This window comes from Pseudomonas sp. F9001 (genome assembly GCF_013385435.1).
GTDB lineage: Bacteria > Pseudomonadota > Gammaproteobacteria > Pseudomonadales > Pseudomonadaceae > Aquipseudomonas.
In genome coordinates this window covers 476,700-492,122 of record NZ_JACAPX010000013.1, presented here as the reverse complement: position 1 = coordinate 492,122, position 15,423 = coordinate 476,700, and the positions used below count along the sequence as shown (strand labels likewise).

The following is a 15,423-nucleotide window of genomic DNA, read 5'->3' as shown; positions in this document are numbered from 1 at the left end:
ATACAAAAGATGACGGCAAATGCGCCGCAAAGCTCAGGCTTGCTGTACGAAGGTGAGGCGTATCGCAAAACCGATCAAAAGACTGCCAAACAGCCATTGCTGAAGGCGCTGGGCGGACGGGCTGCGTTCCAGCCAGCGGCCGATTCTTGCGCCGGCCAATCCATAGCAACTGTCGAATCCCAGGCCGACCGCCACCAGAATCGCCCCCAACAGCGCAAACTGCGCCGTCACCGATGCGCCATGTGGATCAATGAATTGCGGCAGCAGCACGGAGCAGAACAGCAGCGCCTTGGGGTTGAGCAGGTTGGTCAGCAAACCCCGCTGGAAGGCTTCGCGCCAGGCATGCGCCGGCGTCGTGCTGTGCTCGGCGTTCAGGTTGGGCAGCAGGTTTGAGCGCAGGCACTGCACGCCGATCCACAGCAGATATGCCGCACCGCCCAGGCGCACCACATCGAAGGTCCAGGGTGCGACCTTGAACAGGGTCGCCAGGCCCATCCCCGCCAGCGCCACGTGGCAAGCTCGCGCCAGGCCCAAGCCGCCTGCGGTTGCCAGTGCCATCGCCTTGCCCTGGCGGGCGCCGGTTTGCAGCAGCAGGATCATGTCCGGGCCGGGCAGCAGGTACACCACTGCCAACGCGACTAAAAACAACCAGAGTTCTGCCATGTGCCTGCCCCTTGCGGTAGGTGATTCGTAGGGCAATTTTAGGGGTGAAGGCCGGGGCAGGTGCTTGCGTAGTCAGCCGGAAAAGCGTCTAGTCCTGGCACAATCTGCCACTTTTTTCGGGCGAAACATTTCACTTATGCCAAATCTGAAGCTGGACGCATTTGACCGCAAGATTCTTGAAGCCCTGCAACGGGATGGCCGGCTGAGCAACGTGCAACTGGCGGACGAGATTGGCCTGTCGGCCTCGCCCTGCTTGCGGCGTGTGCGGCTGCTGGAAGAGGCCGGGGTGATTCGTGGTTACCAGGCAAGCCTGGACCGGGATGAAGTCGGGTTGGGGCTGACGGTGTTTGTCGGGGTGAAAGTGGAGCGGCATAACGACGAGCAGGCGGAGGCGTTTCGGTTGGCGGTGACGGCGCTGCCCCAGGTGATTTCGGCGTTTCTGGTGTCGGGGGAGTCGGATTTCCTGCTGCAAGTGGTGGTGCCGGACTTGCGCGGGTATGAACGGTTCCTGACCGGGAGCTTGTTGAAGTTGCCGGGGGTGAGTGATATCCGCAGTAACTTCGCGATTCAGACGGTGAAGACGCCCGGGGCATTGCCGCTGAGTCACCTTCCCGGCTAGATCGTTCCCACGCTCCGCGTGGGAATGCCGCCCTGGACGCTCCGCGTTCGCTTTAAAAGTCGTGACGCGGAGCGTCACCGGATGCATTCCCACGCAGAGCGTGGGAACGATCAGATAATGACGCCGGGGGCATCTTCCCGGCTGGTGATTTCTTATTGTGGTAAGGACGCTTGTTGTGGCGAGGGAGCTTGCTCCCGCTGGGCTGCGTAGCTGCCCCAAAATCCTGGGAGCGCTGCGCACTCCAGCGGGAGCAAGCTCCCTCGCCACTGGGGTTGTGTGGATTTGGGGAGGGAGGTGGTCGTCAGGTCCACCAGTAGCGCACGAGATGAAAGAAGATCGGCGCGGCAAAACACACCGAATCCAGCCGATCCAGCATCCCGCCGTGCCCTTCGATCATGTGCCCCCAATCCTTCACGCCCCGGTCGCGCTTGATCGCCGACATCACAATCCCGCCCGCAAACCCCAGCAGGTTGATCAGCAGCGCAATCAGGAACGACTGCCAGGGATTGAACGGCGTGGTCCACCACAGCGCCGCGCCGATCAGGGATGACAGCAGAATCCCGCCGACAAACCCTTCCACGGTTTTAGACGGCGACAAGTTGGGCGCGATCTTGTGTTTGCCGAACAGCTTCCCGCACACGTACTGCAACACGTCCGACAGTTGCACCACGATCACCAGGTAGGCAATCAGCAGCAGGTTGCGGCCTTCGTAGCCGACGATATCCAGGGTCAGCAGCGCCGGCACGAAGGACACACAGAACACCGCGATCATCAGCCCCCATTGCACCTTCGACGCCCGTTCCAGGAAGTGCGTGCTGTCGCCGCCCAGTGACGCGAGGATCGGCAGCAGCAGGAACACGTACACCGGGATGAAGATCGAGAACAGCCCGTACCAGTCGAAGTAGATCAGCAGGTATTGCAGCGGCAGCGCCAGGTAGAAGGCCGCCACCAGCGCCGGGTAATCGCTGCGCCGGGTGGGTGTCAGCGTGAGGAATTCCCGCAGGGCATAGAACGACACGGCGTAAAACAGCAGGATCACCGCGCCGGTGCCGAGCCAGAACGCAATGTCGATCACCACCACCATCACCCACCAGGCGTTGATGCGGGCGTTGAGGTTGTCGATCACCGCGTTGGGTGTGCCACGGGTGCGCAGTTTGAGGATCAGGCCGATCAGCGAGGCGAGCACGAGGATCGCGCCGATCCCGCCGAACAACATCAGGGTTTGGCTATCCATCTCAGGAATGCTCCGGGGCAAGGGCGAGCAAGGCGTCGCGGGTGCGGGCGAGGAACAGCGCCTTGTCTTCGCCGTCCTCCAGTTGCAGCGGTGCGCCGAAGCTGGTGGTGCACAGCAAGGGCAGCGGCAGCACACGGCCCTTGGGCATGACCCGGTTGAGGTTGGCGATCCACACCGGGATCAATTCGACTTGTGGATAACTCTTGGCCAGGTGATACAGCCCGCTTTTGAACGGCAACAGGCCGTCTTCCAGGTTGCGCGTGCCCTCGGGAAAGATGATCAGCGAGTCGCCGTTTTCCAGGGCCTGAAGCATCGGCGCCAGAGGGTTATCCACAGGGTCCTTGCGCTCGCGGTCGATCAGCACGCCGTTGAACACCCGGTTGATGATGTAGCGGCGCAGGGCGCTGGTGTTCCAGTAGTCGCTGCCGGCCACCGGGCGGGTGAATTTACGCAGGTTCTGCGGCAACGAGGCCCACAGCAGCACGAAATCGCCGTGGCTGCTGTGGTTGGCGTAGTAGATGCGTTGCACCGGCACCGGCGCGCAGCCAAGCCACAGGCTGCGGGCGCCGGTGACGGTGCGGGCCATGGAGGTAATCAGGGTGGCGACCACGGGTTCGAACATGAGGATTCCTTATCCGGCGAAGGGCAGCCAGGGGCTGGCCAGGATGACGGCCACGGTCAGCAGCACTTGCGCCGCCAGCAGGTAGGCTTGCTTGCGCAACAGTTTCAGGGCGCCGCGACGGCGCTCGGTCCAGGGGCGGCCTGCGCGTTTGGCGGATTGCAGGCCAAGGGTTTGCATGGCCTGGTCGAAGTCGGGCGTGCGGTCGGTGTCGCGGGCGAGCAGGGCGAACAGGTCGGCGTCGAAGGCCACCCGCAGCGCCCAATATTTTTCCAGCAGCCCGAGCACAATCATCCACAGGCTGAGGATCAGGCAGACCGGCGTGATGCTGGCCATCAGCAGTTGAGCGAGGCCGAACAGTACGCCGAGCAAGGTCAGGCCTGTGGATAACTGATCCAGGGAACGGCCCCGCCGCAGCAGGCTGGCGATGACCTGTAATTCCATATCAGCGGGCATGGGCTAAACCCTCCAGGGCTTCACGGTGCGCGGAATGCAGGACCACACGTGGGCGTGCTGTACGAATAATAGCCACCGCCTCGTCGACATTGCCTGCGCGCCCGGTATGCAGCAGCCATGCAGCCACGGCGGTGGCGCTGCGTGAGTAACCGAGGGCGCAGCACACCAGCAAGGGTCCGGCTGAGCGTAGCCGCTCTATCGCTTGGGCGGCTTCCACGCATTGCGCTGCAGTGGGCGCCGTCAGGTCGAGCACTGGCAGGCTGTAGTAGGCGCGACCCTGTGGATTAATCGGCAATTCGGCGCACAGATCGACCACCGCCTTGAATGATCCCAGCTCACCGCTGGTGGGAATTCGCCCCAGCCAAACGTTATCCACAACCTGATCGGGCTGTGGATGTCTACGTGTCCACAGGCGGGAATTGATCCAGGCGGCCACCAGATAAGGCGCCAACAACCAGCGCGCCGCCGGAGTGAGTCGTCCGTCGGCGCGTTTCTGAAATCCCGAAACGCCCAGTACCAGGTAATTCGCCTTCATCAAGCCAAGGGATACCGCCGGCCAAAGCAGCCACAACCAGCCGCCGCCAAGGGAAAGCGCCAGGATCAAACACACCAGCGACCCGAAGCCATAGCGCAGCCCCAGGCGCCAACGCTGGCGGTCCCTGGTCAGCTGGGCATTCAGCAGCGGGCTCGGATGTTCCAGCGGCCATAGCCACACGCACAGCCAGCCGGCGAGGGCGCCTGTGGGTAAGTCAATAAAGTGATGTTGATAAGTGGTCAGCACCGAAAGGCCGATCAACGCGAACCAGCCCTGCACCAGCCAACGCCACAGGCCCCGGCTATGCCGCTGGTACATTATCCACAGCACCACCAGCAGCGCGATGTGCAACGACGGCGCCTGGTTGAACGGCTTGTCGAACCCGGCGAGTACCGCAAACAGCCAGCCAAACACGCCGTCCAGCTCCGGTCTTTCGAAGGTGAAACGCAAGGGCCAGATCAGGAAGCAGGTGACGGCAATCACTTGGGCCGTCAGCAGGCGCAAGGCATGTTGTTTCAGTTCATGGCGGGTGCTTGGCAGTAGCAGGGAGAAACCGTAGAGCAGGTCGATCGACCAGTAGGGCACGATGGTCCAGGCCCAGAACGGGATATGGGTTTCCCAGCCGAACACCATCGTGCCCACGTCGCTGCGCTGGCTGGTGACCCACGTGGCAAAGCCGTAGGTGCTGAAAAACAGCGGCGCCAACAGCAGCAGCCACAGCACCGCCGGTTTCAACAGGCCCGGTTCACGCATGGGTCAGGCTCGCTGTGCCAGGGACACGCTGAAAATCCCCCACTCATCCACACGCTGGGTGATCTTGCGGAAACCGGCGGCTGCCACCAGTTGATCCATTTCCGCCTGGCTGCGCCGGCGCATTACCCAGGCCTGGCCCTGGCGGTGGCTGGTGAGGGCGCGGGCGATCAGTTCCAGTTGCGGATGCCACGGTTGGCCGGTGTACACCAGATAACCACCGGGCTCCACGGCTTCGGCCAAGCCCGCGAGCGAGCCACCGACCATCGCGTTATCCGCGAACAGTTCATATAGCCCGGACACCACCGCCAGCGTCGGCTTGGGTTCCAGCGCCGCAAGGTCCGCCCGGTCAAACGCATCGCCTTTGACGAACTGGGCGATATCCCCCAGCCCTTTTTCACGAATCAGCGCGCCACCGTCGCGCACGTTGATGTCGCTGTAGTCCCGCAGCAGGATCGATTCCGGCAACGGCGAAACGCCCTGCAAGGCTTCCAGAATGTACCGACCATGCCCGGCGGCGATGTCGACGATGCGCACTTCCCGCTGCTCGTCCCGCAGCTTGGCCATCGCCAGGCGCAGCAGCTCTTCCACGTTCAACTTGCGCTGACGAATACCGCGCCAGCCGATGGAGTTCAGGTAATTGGTGTCGATCATCCGCCCCAGCCCGCCTTTGCCGGTGGGTTTGTTGCGGTACACGTAGTCCAGGGTGCTGCCGGAGTCGAAGCCGGTGTCGAAACCGAGCTTCACGCCATCCGACAGTTTGCTGCCCAGGCCCATGCTGGCGCGGGTCATGCGCCAGTACAGGTCGCGCAGGGAGTTGCGTGGCAACGGCGCGGCGAGGGATTCGGATTCGGCGCAGGTCAGGCCGATCTTGTCGGCGTCCAGCAAGTTGGCGCGGTCCAGCGGGCGTTCGAAATTCTGCAGGATAAAGCGCCGGGCGCTGCTCAAGGCCACGGCGCGGTCACGTTCACCGAGGGTGTCGTGGAAGAAGCCGGGGAGGATGTGCAGCTCTTTCTTCAAGCTGCCGAGGCGGTCGAAAAACTGCTGCTGGGGTTTGCGGTGCACCACAAAGTCCGAGCCGGAGATCAGCAGTTGGGTCGGTACCTGAATTGCCTGGGCATCGGCTACAACCCTGTCGGCCGCTTCGTACAGGCCCAACAGTACATTCACCGAGATGGCTTTGGTGATCAGCGGATCACTGTCGTAGGACGCCACGCGCTCCGGGTCATGGCTCAGGAACTTGGCCTTGACGTAGCTGTTGACGAAAAAGTTGCCGCGAAACTTGCGCATCAACGCCAGGCCCGGCCGGGCGAAGGGCACGTAGAGTTTGACCTTGAATGCGGGGGAGGCGAGTACCAGCGAGCGAATCTTCGGCGCGTAGTCGTGCACCCAGGTGGCCGCGATCACCGCGCCGACGCTTTGGGCGATCACTGCGAGGTGTTCTTCCTCGATGTTGTAGGCGCTGCCGATATGGTCAACGAAAGTCTGCACGTCCCGCGCACTGGTGGCGAAGCTCGGGCTGTCGCCGCGCGCGCCGGGGGATTGGCCGTGGCCACGGGCGTCCCAGGCGAAGAAGTCGAACTCCGGCAGGTTCAGCTCGTCCACCAGGTGGGCGATACGACCGGAATGCTCGTGGCCGCGATGGAACAGCAAGATCGCCTTGCGCGGCGCAAAGCCCGCGGGTGCGGTGGCGGGCCAATGACGGTAGAAAAGCTCCACCCCGTCATGGGTGCTGAAGGTGTGCTCTTGCTGTTCACGCATCGCAAAATCCTTATGCAGAAGGGGAGGTGTTCGTTTCTTCTTTCAAGCCTTGGCGCACACGGTTGACCAGGGTGTAGGCCAGCAAGGCGGCGACCAGCCACATCACCGCTTCGACCCAACCGGCACCCAGCCAACCCAGCGCCACGCCGGTGGCCAGCACCCCGAGCACAAACGCCCGATCGCTCTTGCCCATCGGGCCGTCGTAGCGCCGGGAAGCCCCGACCATCGGCCCGAGCACGCCGGCGTATTCGCTGAACACCGCCAGCAGCGTCACCAGCAATACCGGCGCCAGGCTGACCTCGGGGATCAGCGCAAACGGCAGGATCAGTGCGCTGTCGGCGATCACGTCGCACAGTTCATTGAGGTAGGCGCCGAGTCGCGACTGCTGGCCGAATTCCCGGGCGAGCATGCCGTCGATGGCATTGAGGGCCATGCGCAGGATCATCCACAGCGGGATCAGCGCAAACAGCCACACATGTTGTGCGAAGCCGGCAATCAGCAATCCCACCAGCAGGGAAACCACCCCGGCCAGCACGGTGATCTGGTTGGCGGTGGTGCCGTTGTCGTAGAGGCGCTGCACCAGCGGGCGCAGCAGGTTCTGAAAACGCGGTTTAAGCTGATAGATCGAAATCATGGGGAGTGACGCTTCCTTGTCCGTAAGCCCGCGAAAAACTCTGGGGAGTGTGCCGATTTATCACCGCTGAAACCAGTGATGGCTCGTGTTTCTGGGGCTTTCGTCACTATCTGTGTGAAACCAAACAAAAATTTCACGCTTCGGGTTATAGAGTAACTAATTGTTTCTGGGTGGGCGTTTGGGGATGCGAGTGGATCTAGACGCTGATGACGTGGCCATCGAAGGGCTGCCGCGTTTTCAGCAGGGGTTGTTTCATGCCCGCCGGTTAAGGCAGGCCGGCATTGGCCTGACGGTGCTGGCGGTCGGCGGCTGGATGCTGGCGCTGTTTGTGGCGCTGTTCGCCCCGCTGTCGATCTGGCCGGTGGTGCTGATCAACTGCGCCTCGGCGTTACTGGTGCTGGTGGCTGGCTTGCAATCGGCGTGGTGGGTCGCGGATTGGCGGGCCATGGCGCTGGAGGAGCCGGCTGCACGGCTGATCGAACCGCCGCTGCCACAAGAAGAACCTGGCTGGCTAAACCGGCAGTTCGGTCGCGTCGGTAACGGCTTGCTGGTGCAGATTGGCGCACCGGTGTTCTGGCTGTGCGGCTGGTCGTTGCTGGCATTCTTCAGCGTTCTGGAATTCTGGAGCTTGACCTTGCCCGCCGCGGCGCTGGGCCAGGCTGCCAGTGTGGGCGCCGCCATTGCCTTGGCACTGGCGTTCGGCTTGCTGGTGTTTGAACGGCGCATGGCCCAGGAAAGCACCGCCCAATGGCCGGAAGCGGTGCAACTGGCGCAACTGAGCCGGGTGGCGATTATCTGCCTGGTGATCAGTGCGATTTGTCTGCTGTTTGCCGGTGAAGAGTCCGTGTGGCCTCTGCGCCTGGCCGTGTTGATCGGCCTGTTGCCGGCCCTGGTGGCGCTGGAGTTTCTACTAAGAGGCCTGCTGTCGCTGTTCAGCCCGCGCCAGGGGCGGCTTGAACCGCGCCTGATGGCGCAAAGTTTTATCGCCGGGATGCTGCGCTGGCCGCCGCAACCGTTGCTCGCCTTGCAGCACGAACTGCACAACCGTTTCGGCATCGACCTGCGGCAGATCTGGGCCTTCACCTATATGCGCCGGGCATTCCTGCCAGTGCTGGTGGTGGTGCTGGCCGTAGGCTGGTTGCTGACCGGCGTGCATGAAGTCGCCCTGCAAAGCCGTGGGATCTATGAACGCTTTGGCAAGCCGGTGGAGGTCTTCGGGCCTGGCCTGCATGCCGGTTTGCCGTGGCCGCTGGGTCGCGTACTGAACGTGGAAAACGGCGTGGTCCATGAGCTGGCCACCAGCGTTGGCGAAGCGGCAAACACCGACGTCGCTCCGGCCGAGGGCCCGGCGCCGCTGATCGCCAACCGCCTGTGGGACGCCAGCCATGTGAATGACAAATCCCAGGTGATCGCCAGCAGCAGCGGCGACAAGCAGAGCTTCCAGATCGTCAATATGGATGTGCGCTTCGTGTACCGCATCGGCTTGACCGACCAGGCCGCACTCGCCGCTACCTATAACAGCGCCGATGTGCCCACGCTGATCCGCAGCACCGCCAGCCGCATCCTCGTCCACGAGTTTGCCTCGCGAACCCTTGATGAATTGCTGGGTGAGGAACGCAACAGCCTCGCCGATGAAATTGGCCAGGCGGTGCAAGCGGACCTGAAGAAACTCGACAGTGGCGTGGAAATTCTCGCCACCGTGGTGGAAGCCATTCACCCGCCCTCCGGTGCGGCGAATGCCTACCATGCGGTGCAAGCTGCGCAGATCGGCGCCCAGGCGCTGATTTCCCGAGAGCGCGGCGCTGCCAGTGAGCAGACCAACCAGGCGTTGCTGCAAGCCAGTACCGCCCGTGACCAGGCCCAGGCCACGGCCCATGAAGTCAGCGCCGGCGCCCAAGCGGCGGACCTGCGCTTCAGCGCCGAACAAAAGGCCTATCAACAAGCCGGCCAGGCGTTCGTGCTGGAGCAGTACCTGAGCCAACTGAGCCAGGGCCTGGCTCACGCCAAGTTACTCATTCTTGATCATCGCCTGGGCGCCAGTGGCGCACCGACCATCGATCTGCGTTCCTTTACCTTACCGGCCGACCCTGCGGTGCCGCGTAAAGCCGTTCAATAAGGAGTTCATCTGTTGAGCGCTCATTCTCACGATCACGCAGGCCATGGTCACCACCACGGCCACCATCATCACCATCATGGCGATGAGCACGAAGCCGGCCCGTTCCCCTGGCGGCGTATGGGCTGGGCGGTATTGCTCGTGCTGTTCGCGGTCGCCGCGGCGAGCCTGGTGCAGGTGCGTTCCGGTGAAGCCACGGTGATTACTCGCTTCGGCAACCCGTCGCGGGTATTGCTGGAGCCGGGCCTGGGATGGCGCTGGCCGGCGCCGTTCGAGGCGGCGATTCCGGTGGACCTGCGCCTGCGCACCACCTCCAGCGGTTTGCAGGATGTGGGCACCCGCGATGGCCTGCGGATCATCGTGCAGGCCTACGTGGCCTGGCAGGTGCAGGGCGATCCCGACAACGTGCAGCGCTTTATGCGTGCGGTGCAGAACCAGCCGGATGAAGCGGCGCGGCAGATTCGTACCTTTGTCGGTTCGGCGCTGGAAACCACTGCCGCCAGTTTCGACCTGGCCAACCTGGTGAACACCGATGCCAGCCAGGTGCGCATTGCCGATTTTGAAGCGCAGTTGCGCCAGCAGATTGATCAACAATTGCTCACCACCTATGGCGTGCGTGTGGTGCAGGTGGGCGTTGAACGGCTGACCTTGCCCTCGGTGACCCTCGCCGCCACCGTCGACCGCATGCGCGCCGAGCGCGAGACCATCGCCACGGAACGAACCGCCGTGGGCAAGCGTGAAGCGGCGCAGATTCGTTCGGCCGCCGAGCGTGATGCGCGGATCGTCCAGGCCGACGCCACGGTGAAAGCCGCCGACATCGAAGCGCAATCCCGAGTCGAAGCGGCGCAGATTTATGGCCGTGCCTACGCCGGCAATCCGCAGCTGTATAACCTGCTGCGTTCCCTCGACACCCTTGGCACAGTGGTCACGCCGGGCACCAAGATCATCCTGCGCACCGATGCCGCGCCTTTCCGCGCGCTGGTGGATGGGCCGAAGGATGTCCAGCCATGAGTGAGCGGGAAAGCCTCGACAGCCCGTGGATCCAGGCTGGACGGCTGACGTTCCTGGCGCTGTATGCGGTGACGGTATTGGCCGCGCTGGCGTGGGCGTTTTCCAACGTGCGCCAGATCGACCCGCAGAACCGCGCCGTGGTGTTGCACTTCGGTGCGCTGGACCGGATCCAGAATGCCGGGCTGCTGCTGGCCTGGCCGCGTCCGTTCGAGCAAGTGGTGCTGTTGCCCGCCGCGGACCGGGTGATTGAGCGCCGGGTGGAAAACCTGCTGCGTTCCGATGCGGCCACCCAAGCCGATCGCGTGGCCAGTTTTGCCACACCGCTGAGCGATGCCCTGGCCGGCTCCGGTTACCTGCTGACCGGCGATGCCGGCGTGGTGCAGCTGGATGTGCGGGTCTTCTACAAGGTCACCGAACCCTATGCGTTTGTTTTGCAGGGCGATCACGTGCTGCCGGCGCTGGATCGACTGGTCACCCGCAGCGCCGTGGTGCTGACTGCGGCGCGGGATCTGGACACGATTCTGGTGGCGCGCCCCGAGTTGATCGGCGCCGACAACCAGGCCGCCGAACGCCGCGAACGGCTGCGTGGCGACCTGGTGCGCGGCATCAATCAACGCCTGGCTGACCTGGCGTCCACCGGCCTTGGCCTGGGCATCGAAGTCACCCGGGTCGACGTGCAATCGAGCTTGCCGGGCCCGGCGGTCAATGCCTTCAACGCAGTGCTGACCGCCAGCCAGCAAGCCGACAAGGCGGTGGCCAATGCGCGCACCGACGCCGAAAAACTTACCCAGACCGCCAACCAGGACGCCGACCGCGCCGTGCAAGTGGCTCACGCCCAGGCCAGCGAACGGCTGTCCAACGCCCAGGCGCAAACCGCTACCGTCGCCAGCCTGGCCCAGGTCAAAGACCCCGGCCTGCTGCTGCGCCTGTACCGCGAACGCCTGCCGAAGATTCTCGGCCAGGCCGGCTCCGTGACCACGGTTGACCCTAAAGACGATTCCCGCCTGATCATTCAGGGAGCCGAACAATGACCGCCCACGCCGCCCCGATGCTCTCATCGGCCGAACAACGCAGCGCCGCCCGGCAACTGACCCTGGCGATGCTCGCCCTGGGCTTGCTCAGCCTGGGCCTGGTATGGCGCTGGCTGGCGCCGGACCAGACCGGCGTGAGCCAATTGCTGCTGGGCGTCGCCTCGTTGCTGGTGGCCGTGCCCGTGATGCGCTCGGCCTGGTACAGCCTGCGGTATCCAAGTTTGCATGGCATCACCGACCAACTGATCGCCCTGGCCATGCTTGGCGCCTGGGCTACCGGTGACCTGCTGACCGCCGCGCTGCTGCCGATCATCATGATCTTCGGCCATGTGCTGGAAGAGCGCAGCGTCATCGGCTCCCAGGAAGCGATTCATGCCCTGGGCAAGCTGACCCGTAGCCACGCACGGTTGGTGCAGGCGGACGGGACGATCCTGGAAGTCGACAACGGCGTCCTGAAGACCGGCGATATCGTCGAAGTGCGCGCCGGTGACCGCGTGCCCGCCGACGGCGTGGTGCTGTCGGGCCAGGCCAGCCTCGACACCGCGCCGATTACCGGTGAATCGGTGCCGCTGGAAGCGAGTGTCGGCGTGCAGGTGTTTGGTGGCGCGATCAACCTCGACGGTTTGCTGCGCCTGGAAGTGACCCGCACCGGCAATGAGTCGACGCTGGGCAAAGTCATCGCCCTGATGCAGAGCGCCGAACGTTCGAAGCCGCCGATCACCCGATTGCTGGAGCGCTACGCCGGCAGCTACATGGTGCTGGTGCTGTTGCTGGCGGCGGTCACCTGGTTTGTCACCAATGACGCCCAGGCGATGCTCGCGGTGCTGGTGGCGGCATGCCCGTGTGCTTTGGTGTTGTCGGCTCCGGCCACGGCGATTGCGGGCATTGCGGTGGCGGCGCGTCACGGCATTCTGATTCGCAGCTCGGCGTTTCTCGAAGAGCTGGCGGACCTGACGTCCCTGGTGGTCGACAAGACCGGCACCCTGACGTTTGGCACCCTGCGTTTGCAGTCCATCGACACCCGCGAGCCGGATCGGCAAGTGCTGCTCAACCTGGCGGCCAGCCTCGGCTCCGCCAGCAGCCACCCGGTCAGCCGGGCATTGGCGGGGCTGGCGACTCAGGAACAAATGCTGGTGCTGTCGGATATTCGCGAGCGCCAGGGCCTCGGTGTCGTCGCGCAGACCAGGCAGGGCGAAGCCGCCCTCGGCCGGCCGGAATTGTTTGAGCAACTGGGCATCACGACCACGGCGGTCCCCAATCACGACGGCCCGATTGCCGGGCTTGCGTTGAACGGGCAGTTCCTTGCCTGGCTGTTGCTGGCGGACAGCGTGAAACCTGAAGCGCGCCAGGCGATGAAAGAGCTGCGTGAATTGGGCCTGGGGCGCCAACTGCTGCTGACCGGCGACCGCCAGAGCGTGGCCGACAGCCTGGCGTTGGAAGTGGGCATCAGCGACGTCGAAGCCCAGGCTTTGCCGGAGGACAAACTCATTCGCGTGCTGGGGGAAATCGGCAGCGGTTTCCGGCCGATGGTGGTGGGCGACGGGATCAACGATTCGTTGGCGCTCAAGGCGGGTGTGGTCGGCGTGGCGATGGGCGCGGGCGGGGCGGATATCGCGCTGGCATCGGCGGACGTGGTGCTGATCGGCAGCGACCTGCGGCGCCTGGGCACGTGCGTACGCTTGAGCCGCCAGTGCCGGCACACGCTGCAGGTCAACGTGATCATCGGCCTGGGCTGGACGCTGGCCATCGTGGTGTTCGCCGCATTTGGCTGGCTGGGCGCGGCGGGCGCGATGATTGCGGCGGTGCTGCACAACCTCAGTACGCTGCTGGTGCTGGGCAATGCGGGGCGTCTGTTGCGGTTCCAGGAGCCGCTCTTGAAACTCGAGGAATAATTTTTCAGTCGCGCTGTAACGCCATGGGGGGACCTCACTCTAGTGCTATGTCGAGACTGAACAATCCGTTCAGACCGGCTCCACTACCGATCATGAGGAATACACAATGAACATCAAATCCGCTGCTGCTGGTGCCGCCCTCGCTATCGCAGCTGCTGGCATGTTTGCCGGTGTTGCCACTCAGGTACAGGCAGCAGACGCCCAGGTCCATTGCTATGGCGTCAACGCCTGCAAAGGCCAGAACGACTGCAAAACCAAAGACCACGCCTGCAAAGGCATGGGTTCTTGCAAAGGCCAGGGCTTCCTGTCAATGAGCAAGGCGATGTGCGATCAGAAAGGCGGCAAAGTCGGCGAATAACCGACAACCGAGTGCCACCGCAGCGGGCCTCCCTCCGCTGCGGACACTTTCCCCAGGAGTGTTTTTATGTCCGCTTCCCTTCCGAGTCTGGGTTACGGCCTGGGTTTACGCAGCGAGTACTACCAGCAGATCCTTGAACAATCGCCGGCTGTGGATTGGTTCGAAGTGATCTCCGAGAATTATCTGGTGCAGGGCGGCAAGGCCTTGTACTACCTGGATGCGATAGCCGAGCGTTATCCCCTGGTGATGCATGGCGTGTCCCTGTCTATCGGCGGGCCCCATGCCCTCGATACCGATTACCTGAAACAACTCAAGCAGCTCTCCGAGCGCATCCGGCCGGCGTGGATTTCCGATCACCTGTGCTGGAGCCGTGGCAACGCGCACCAGTTGCATGACTTGCTGCCGCTGCCCTACACCGAAGAAAGCCTGTACCACGTCGCCGCTCGCGTACGGCAGGTGCAGGATGTGTTGCAGCGTCCGTTCGTGCTGGAAAACGTCTCCAGCTACGTGCGCTCCAAGGCGGATGAGTTTACCGAGTGGGAATTTCTCAACGCCCTGACCCATCTCACCGGCTGCCAGTTGCTGCTGGACGTGAATAACGTCTACGTCAGCTCGCGCAATCACGGGTTCGACGCCTGGGAATTTATCCGCAACCTGCCGCCCGAAAGCATCCGCCAACTGCACCTGGCCGGGCATATGGATTACGGCGACTACGTGATCGACACCCATGACCATCCGGTATGCGATCCGGTGTGGGCGCTGTATCAGCGGACCCTGGAGCACCTCGGGCCAGTCTCGACCTTGCTCGAACGCGATGACCATTTCCCGCCTTTCCAGGAGCTGCTCGACGAGTTGAACAAGGCCCGCGAACTGGGCGCGAGCGCGCTGGACAGGAGAGCGTTATGCGCCTGATCGATTGGCAATTGGCCTTTGAGCGGCATTTGCTGGCCGAGTCTTCCACTGCCAGCAACAGCTTCAGCGCCACCTTGATCGGCGGTCCGACCCTGGATGTCGAGACGGGCCTGGCGATTTACCACAACGCTTATCACGCCCGATTGCAGGAGGTGCTGCGCGATGACTTCAGCGCCGTCTGGTATTGGCTGGGGGACGAGGAGTTTGCAGCGTTGGGTTCGGCCTATACCCGCCGTTATCCCTCGGCCCATTACAGCCTGCGCTGGTTTGGCGAGCGGTTCCCCGGGTTTATCGTTGAGCATTATGGCGAGCAAGGTTTGGCGCCTGCCGAGCTGGCGCGGCTCGAATGGGCATTCACCCTGGCCTTTGATGCACCGCAGGGCGAGCCGTTGACCCTGCAAGACATGGCAACGCTGCCGCCCGAGGACTGGCCCGGGCTGCTGGTGCAGTTCGTGCCCTCGGTGCAGCAGGTGCTGTGTGATTTCAACAGCCTGGGCATCTGGCGTGCGAGCAAGGGCGAGTGGGACTTTCCCGGCAGCGAGGCCCTGCCATTGGCGCAGGTGTGTCTGGTATGGCGCCATCAGAATGTCTGCCAATACCGCAGCCTGGAACCGGCGCAAGCCTGCGCGCTGACAGGCATGGTCGCCAACGGTTGGAGTTTTTCCGAACTGTGTGCCGAGTTGGCAGTCACTTACCAGGAGGGCGCGCCATTGCAAGCGGTTACCTGGCTGAAACAGTGGGTCCAGGAGGGTTTGCTCCAGCGGCGGGCACCATAGAAAGGCGCTATTGTTTCGATAGCCTGCTAATTTTTCCGTGGATGGTCTACCCTCATTTC

15 protein-coding genes are annotated in these 15,423 nt (G+C 63.4%); 8 read left to right on the top strand and 7 right to left on the bottom strand.

The genetic code is table 11. The features are described 5' to 3' along the window. Positions 1-33: 33 nt before the first annotated feature. Complete coding sequence (locus HX818_RS14845; RefSeq protein ID WP_102370199.1) at positions 34-663, bottom strand: LysE family translocator; 630 nt, start codon at positions 661-663, stop codon at positions 34-36. A 145-nt stretch (positions 664-808) separates the two neighbouring features. On the opposite strand from HX818_RS14845, the gene HX818_RS14840 reads away from it, so the two are divergent. Further along, positions 809-1,282 (top strand): Lrp/AsnC family transcriptional regulator, encoded by a 474-nt coding sequence (locus HX818_RS14840; protein ID WP_032899927.1) that lies wholly within the window; start codon positions 809-811, stop codon positions 1,280-1,282. 301 nt (positions 1,283-1,583) lie between these two features. On the opposite strand, the gene HX818_RS14835 is transcribed toward HX818_RS14840, so the two are convergent. From HX818_RS14835 to HX818_RS14810, 6 genes are read right to left on the bottom strand one after another with little or no spacing between them, the layout of a single operon-like run. Then, on the bottom strand, positions 1,584-2,516 hold the full coding sequence (locus HX818_RS14835) for a phosphatidate cytidylyltransferase (protein WP_177020330.1): 933 nt from the start codon (positions 2,514-2,516) through the stop codon (positions 1,584-1,586). A 1-nt stretch (position 2,517) separates the two neighbouring features. Continuing rightward, positions 2,518-3,138, bottom strand: a complete 621-nt coding sequence (locus tag HX818_RS14830) for a 1-acyl-sn-glycerol-3-phosphate acyltransferase (RefSeq protein ID WP_177020329.1) — start codon at positions 3,136-3,138, stop codon at positions 2,518-2,520. A gap of 9 nt (positions 3,139-3,147) precedes the next feature. Next, complete coding sequence (locus tag HX818_RS14825; protein ID WP_177020328.1) at positions 3,148-3,591, bottom strand: hypothetical protein; 444 nt, start codon at positions 3,589-3,591, stop codon at positions 3,148-3,150. After that, positions 3,581-4,879: a phosphatase PAP2/dual specificity phosphatase family protein gene (locus HX818_RS14820; RefSeq protein WP_102604023.1), complete on the bottom strand. Its 1,299-nt coding sequence runs from the start codon at positions 4,877-4,879 to the stop codon at positions 3,581-3,583. The genes HX818_RS14825 and HX818_RS14820 overlap by 11 nt, the downstream gene beginning before the upstream one ends. 3 nt (positions 4,880-4,882) lie before the next feature. Further along, positions 4,883-6,637: a bifunctional alpha/beta hydrolase/class I SAM-dependent methyltransferase gene (locus HX818_RS14815; RefSeq protein WP_177020327.1), complete on the bottom strand. Its 1,755-nt coding sequence runs from the start codon at positions 6,635-6,637 to the stop codon at positions 4,883-4,885. A gap of 10 nt (positions 6,638-6,647) precedes the next feature. Continuing rightward, positions 6,648-7,271, bottom strand: a complete 624-nt coding sequence (locus tag HX818_RS14810; protein WP_003213515.1) for a CDP-alcohol phosphatidyltransferase family protein — start codon at positions 7,269-7,271, stop codon at positions 6,648-6,650. 184 nt (positions 7,272-7,455) lie between these two features. Here HX818_RS14810 and hflK (HX818_RS14805) point away from each other — a divergent pair, with 184 nt between their 5' ends. The 7 genes from hflK (HX818_RS14805) to HX818_RS14775 all read left to right on the top strand — a co-directional run bounded on the left by hflK (HX818_RS14805) (position 7,456) and on the right by HX818_RS14775 (position 15,364). After that, positions 7,456-9,387 carry a protease modulator HflK gene (gene hflK, locus HX818_RS14805; RefSeq protein ID WP_134327564.1) on the top strand — a complete coding sequence of 644 codons (1,932 nt, stop codon included), beginning with the start codon at positions 7,456-7,458 and terminating at the stop codon, positions 9,385-9,387. Between the two features lie 9 nt (positions 9,388-9,396). Further along, positions 9,397-10,395: a protease modulator HflC gene (gene hflC, locus HX818_RS14800; RefSeq protein WP_161635746.1), complete on the top strand. Its 999-nt coding sequence runs from the start codon at positions 9,397-9,399 to the stop codon at positions 10,393-10,395. After that, positions 10,392-11,426 carry a protease modulator HflK gene (gene hflK, locus HX818_RS14795; RefSeq protein WP_177020326.1) on the top strand — a complete coding sequence of 345 codons (1,035 nt, stop codon included), beginning with the start codon at positions 10,392-10,394 and terminating at the stop codon, positions 11,424-11,426. The genes hflC and hflK (HX818_RS14795) overlap by 4 nt, the downstream gene beginning before the upstream one ends. Beyond that, positions 11,423-13,318: a heavy metal translocating P-type ATPase gene (locus tag HX818_RS14790; protein ID WP_177020325.1), complete on the top strand. Its 1,896-nt coding sequence runs from the start codon at positions 11,423-11,425 to the stop codon at positions 13,316-13,318. Before hflK (HX818_RS14795) ends, HX818_RS14790 begins: the two co-directional genes overlap by 4 nt. Before the next feature lie 106 nt (positions 13,319-13,424). Further along, positions 13,425-13,676, top strand: a complete 252-nt coding sequence (locus HX818_RS14785; RefSeq protein ID WP_003213503.1) for a hypothetical protein — start codon at positions 13,425-13,427, stop codon at positions 13,674-13,676. A gap of 66 nt (positions 13,677-13,742) precedes the next feature. After that, positions 13,743-14,588 (top strand): DUF692 domain-containing protein, encoded by an 846-nt coding sequence (locus tag HX818_RS14780; protein ID WP_003213501.1) that lies wholly within the window; start codon positions 13,743-13,745, stop codon positions 14,586-14,588. Beyond that, positions 14,579-15,364, top strand: coding sequence for a DNA-binding domain-containing protein (locus tag HX818_RS14775; protein ID WP_177020324.1), 786 nt, complete (start codon positions 14,579-14,581; stop codon positions 15,362-15,364). The genes HX818_RS14780 and HX818_RS14775 overlap by 10 nt, the downstream gene beginning before the upstream one ends. Positions 15,365-15,423: the final 59 nt, after the last annotated feature.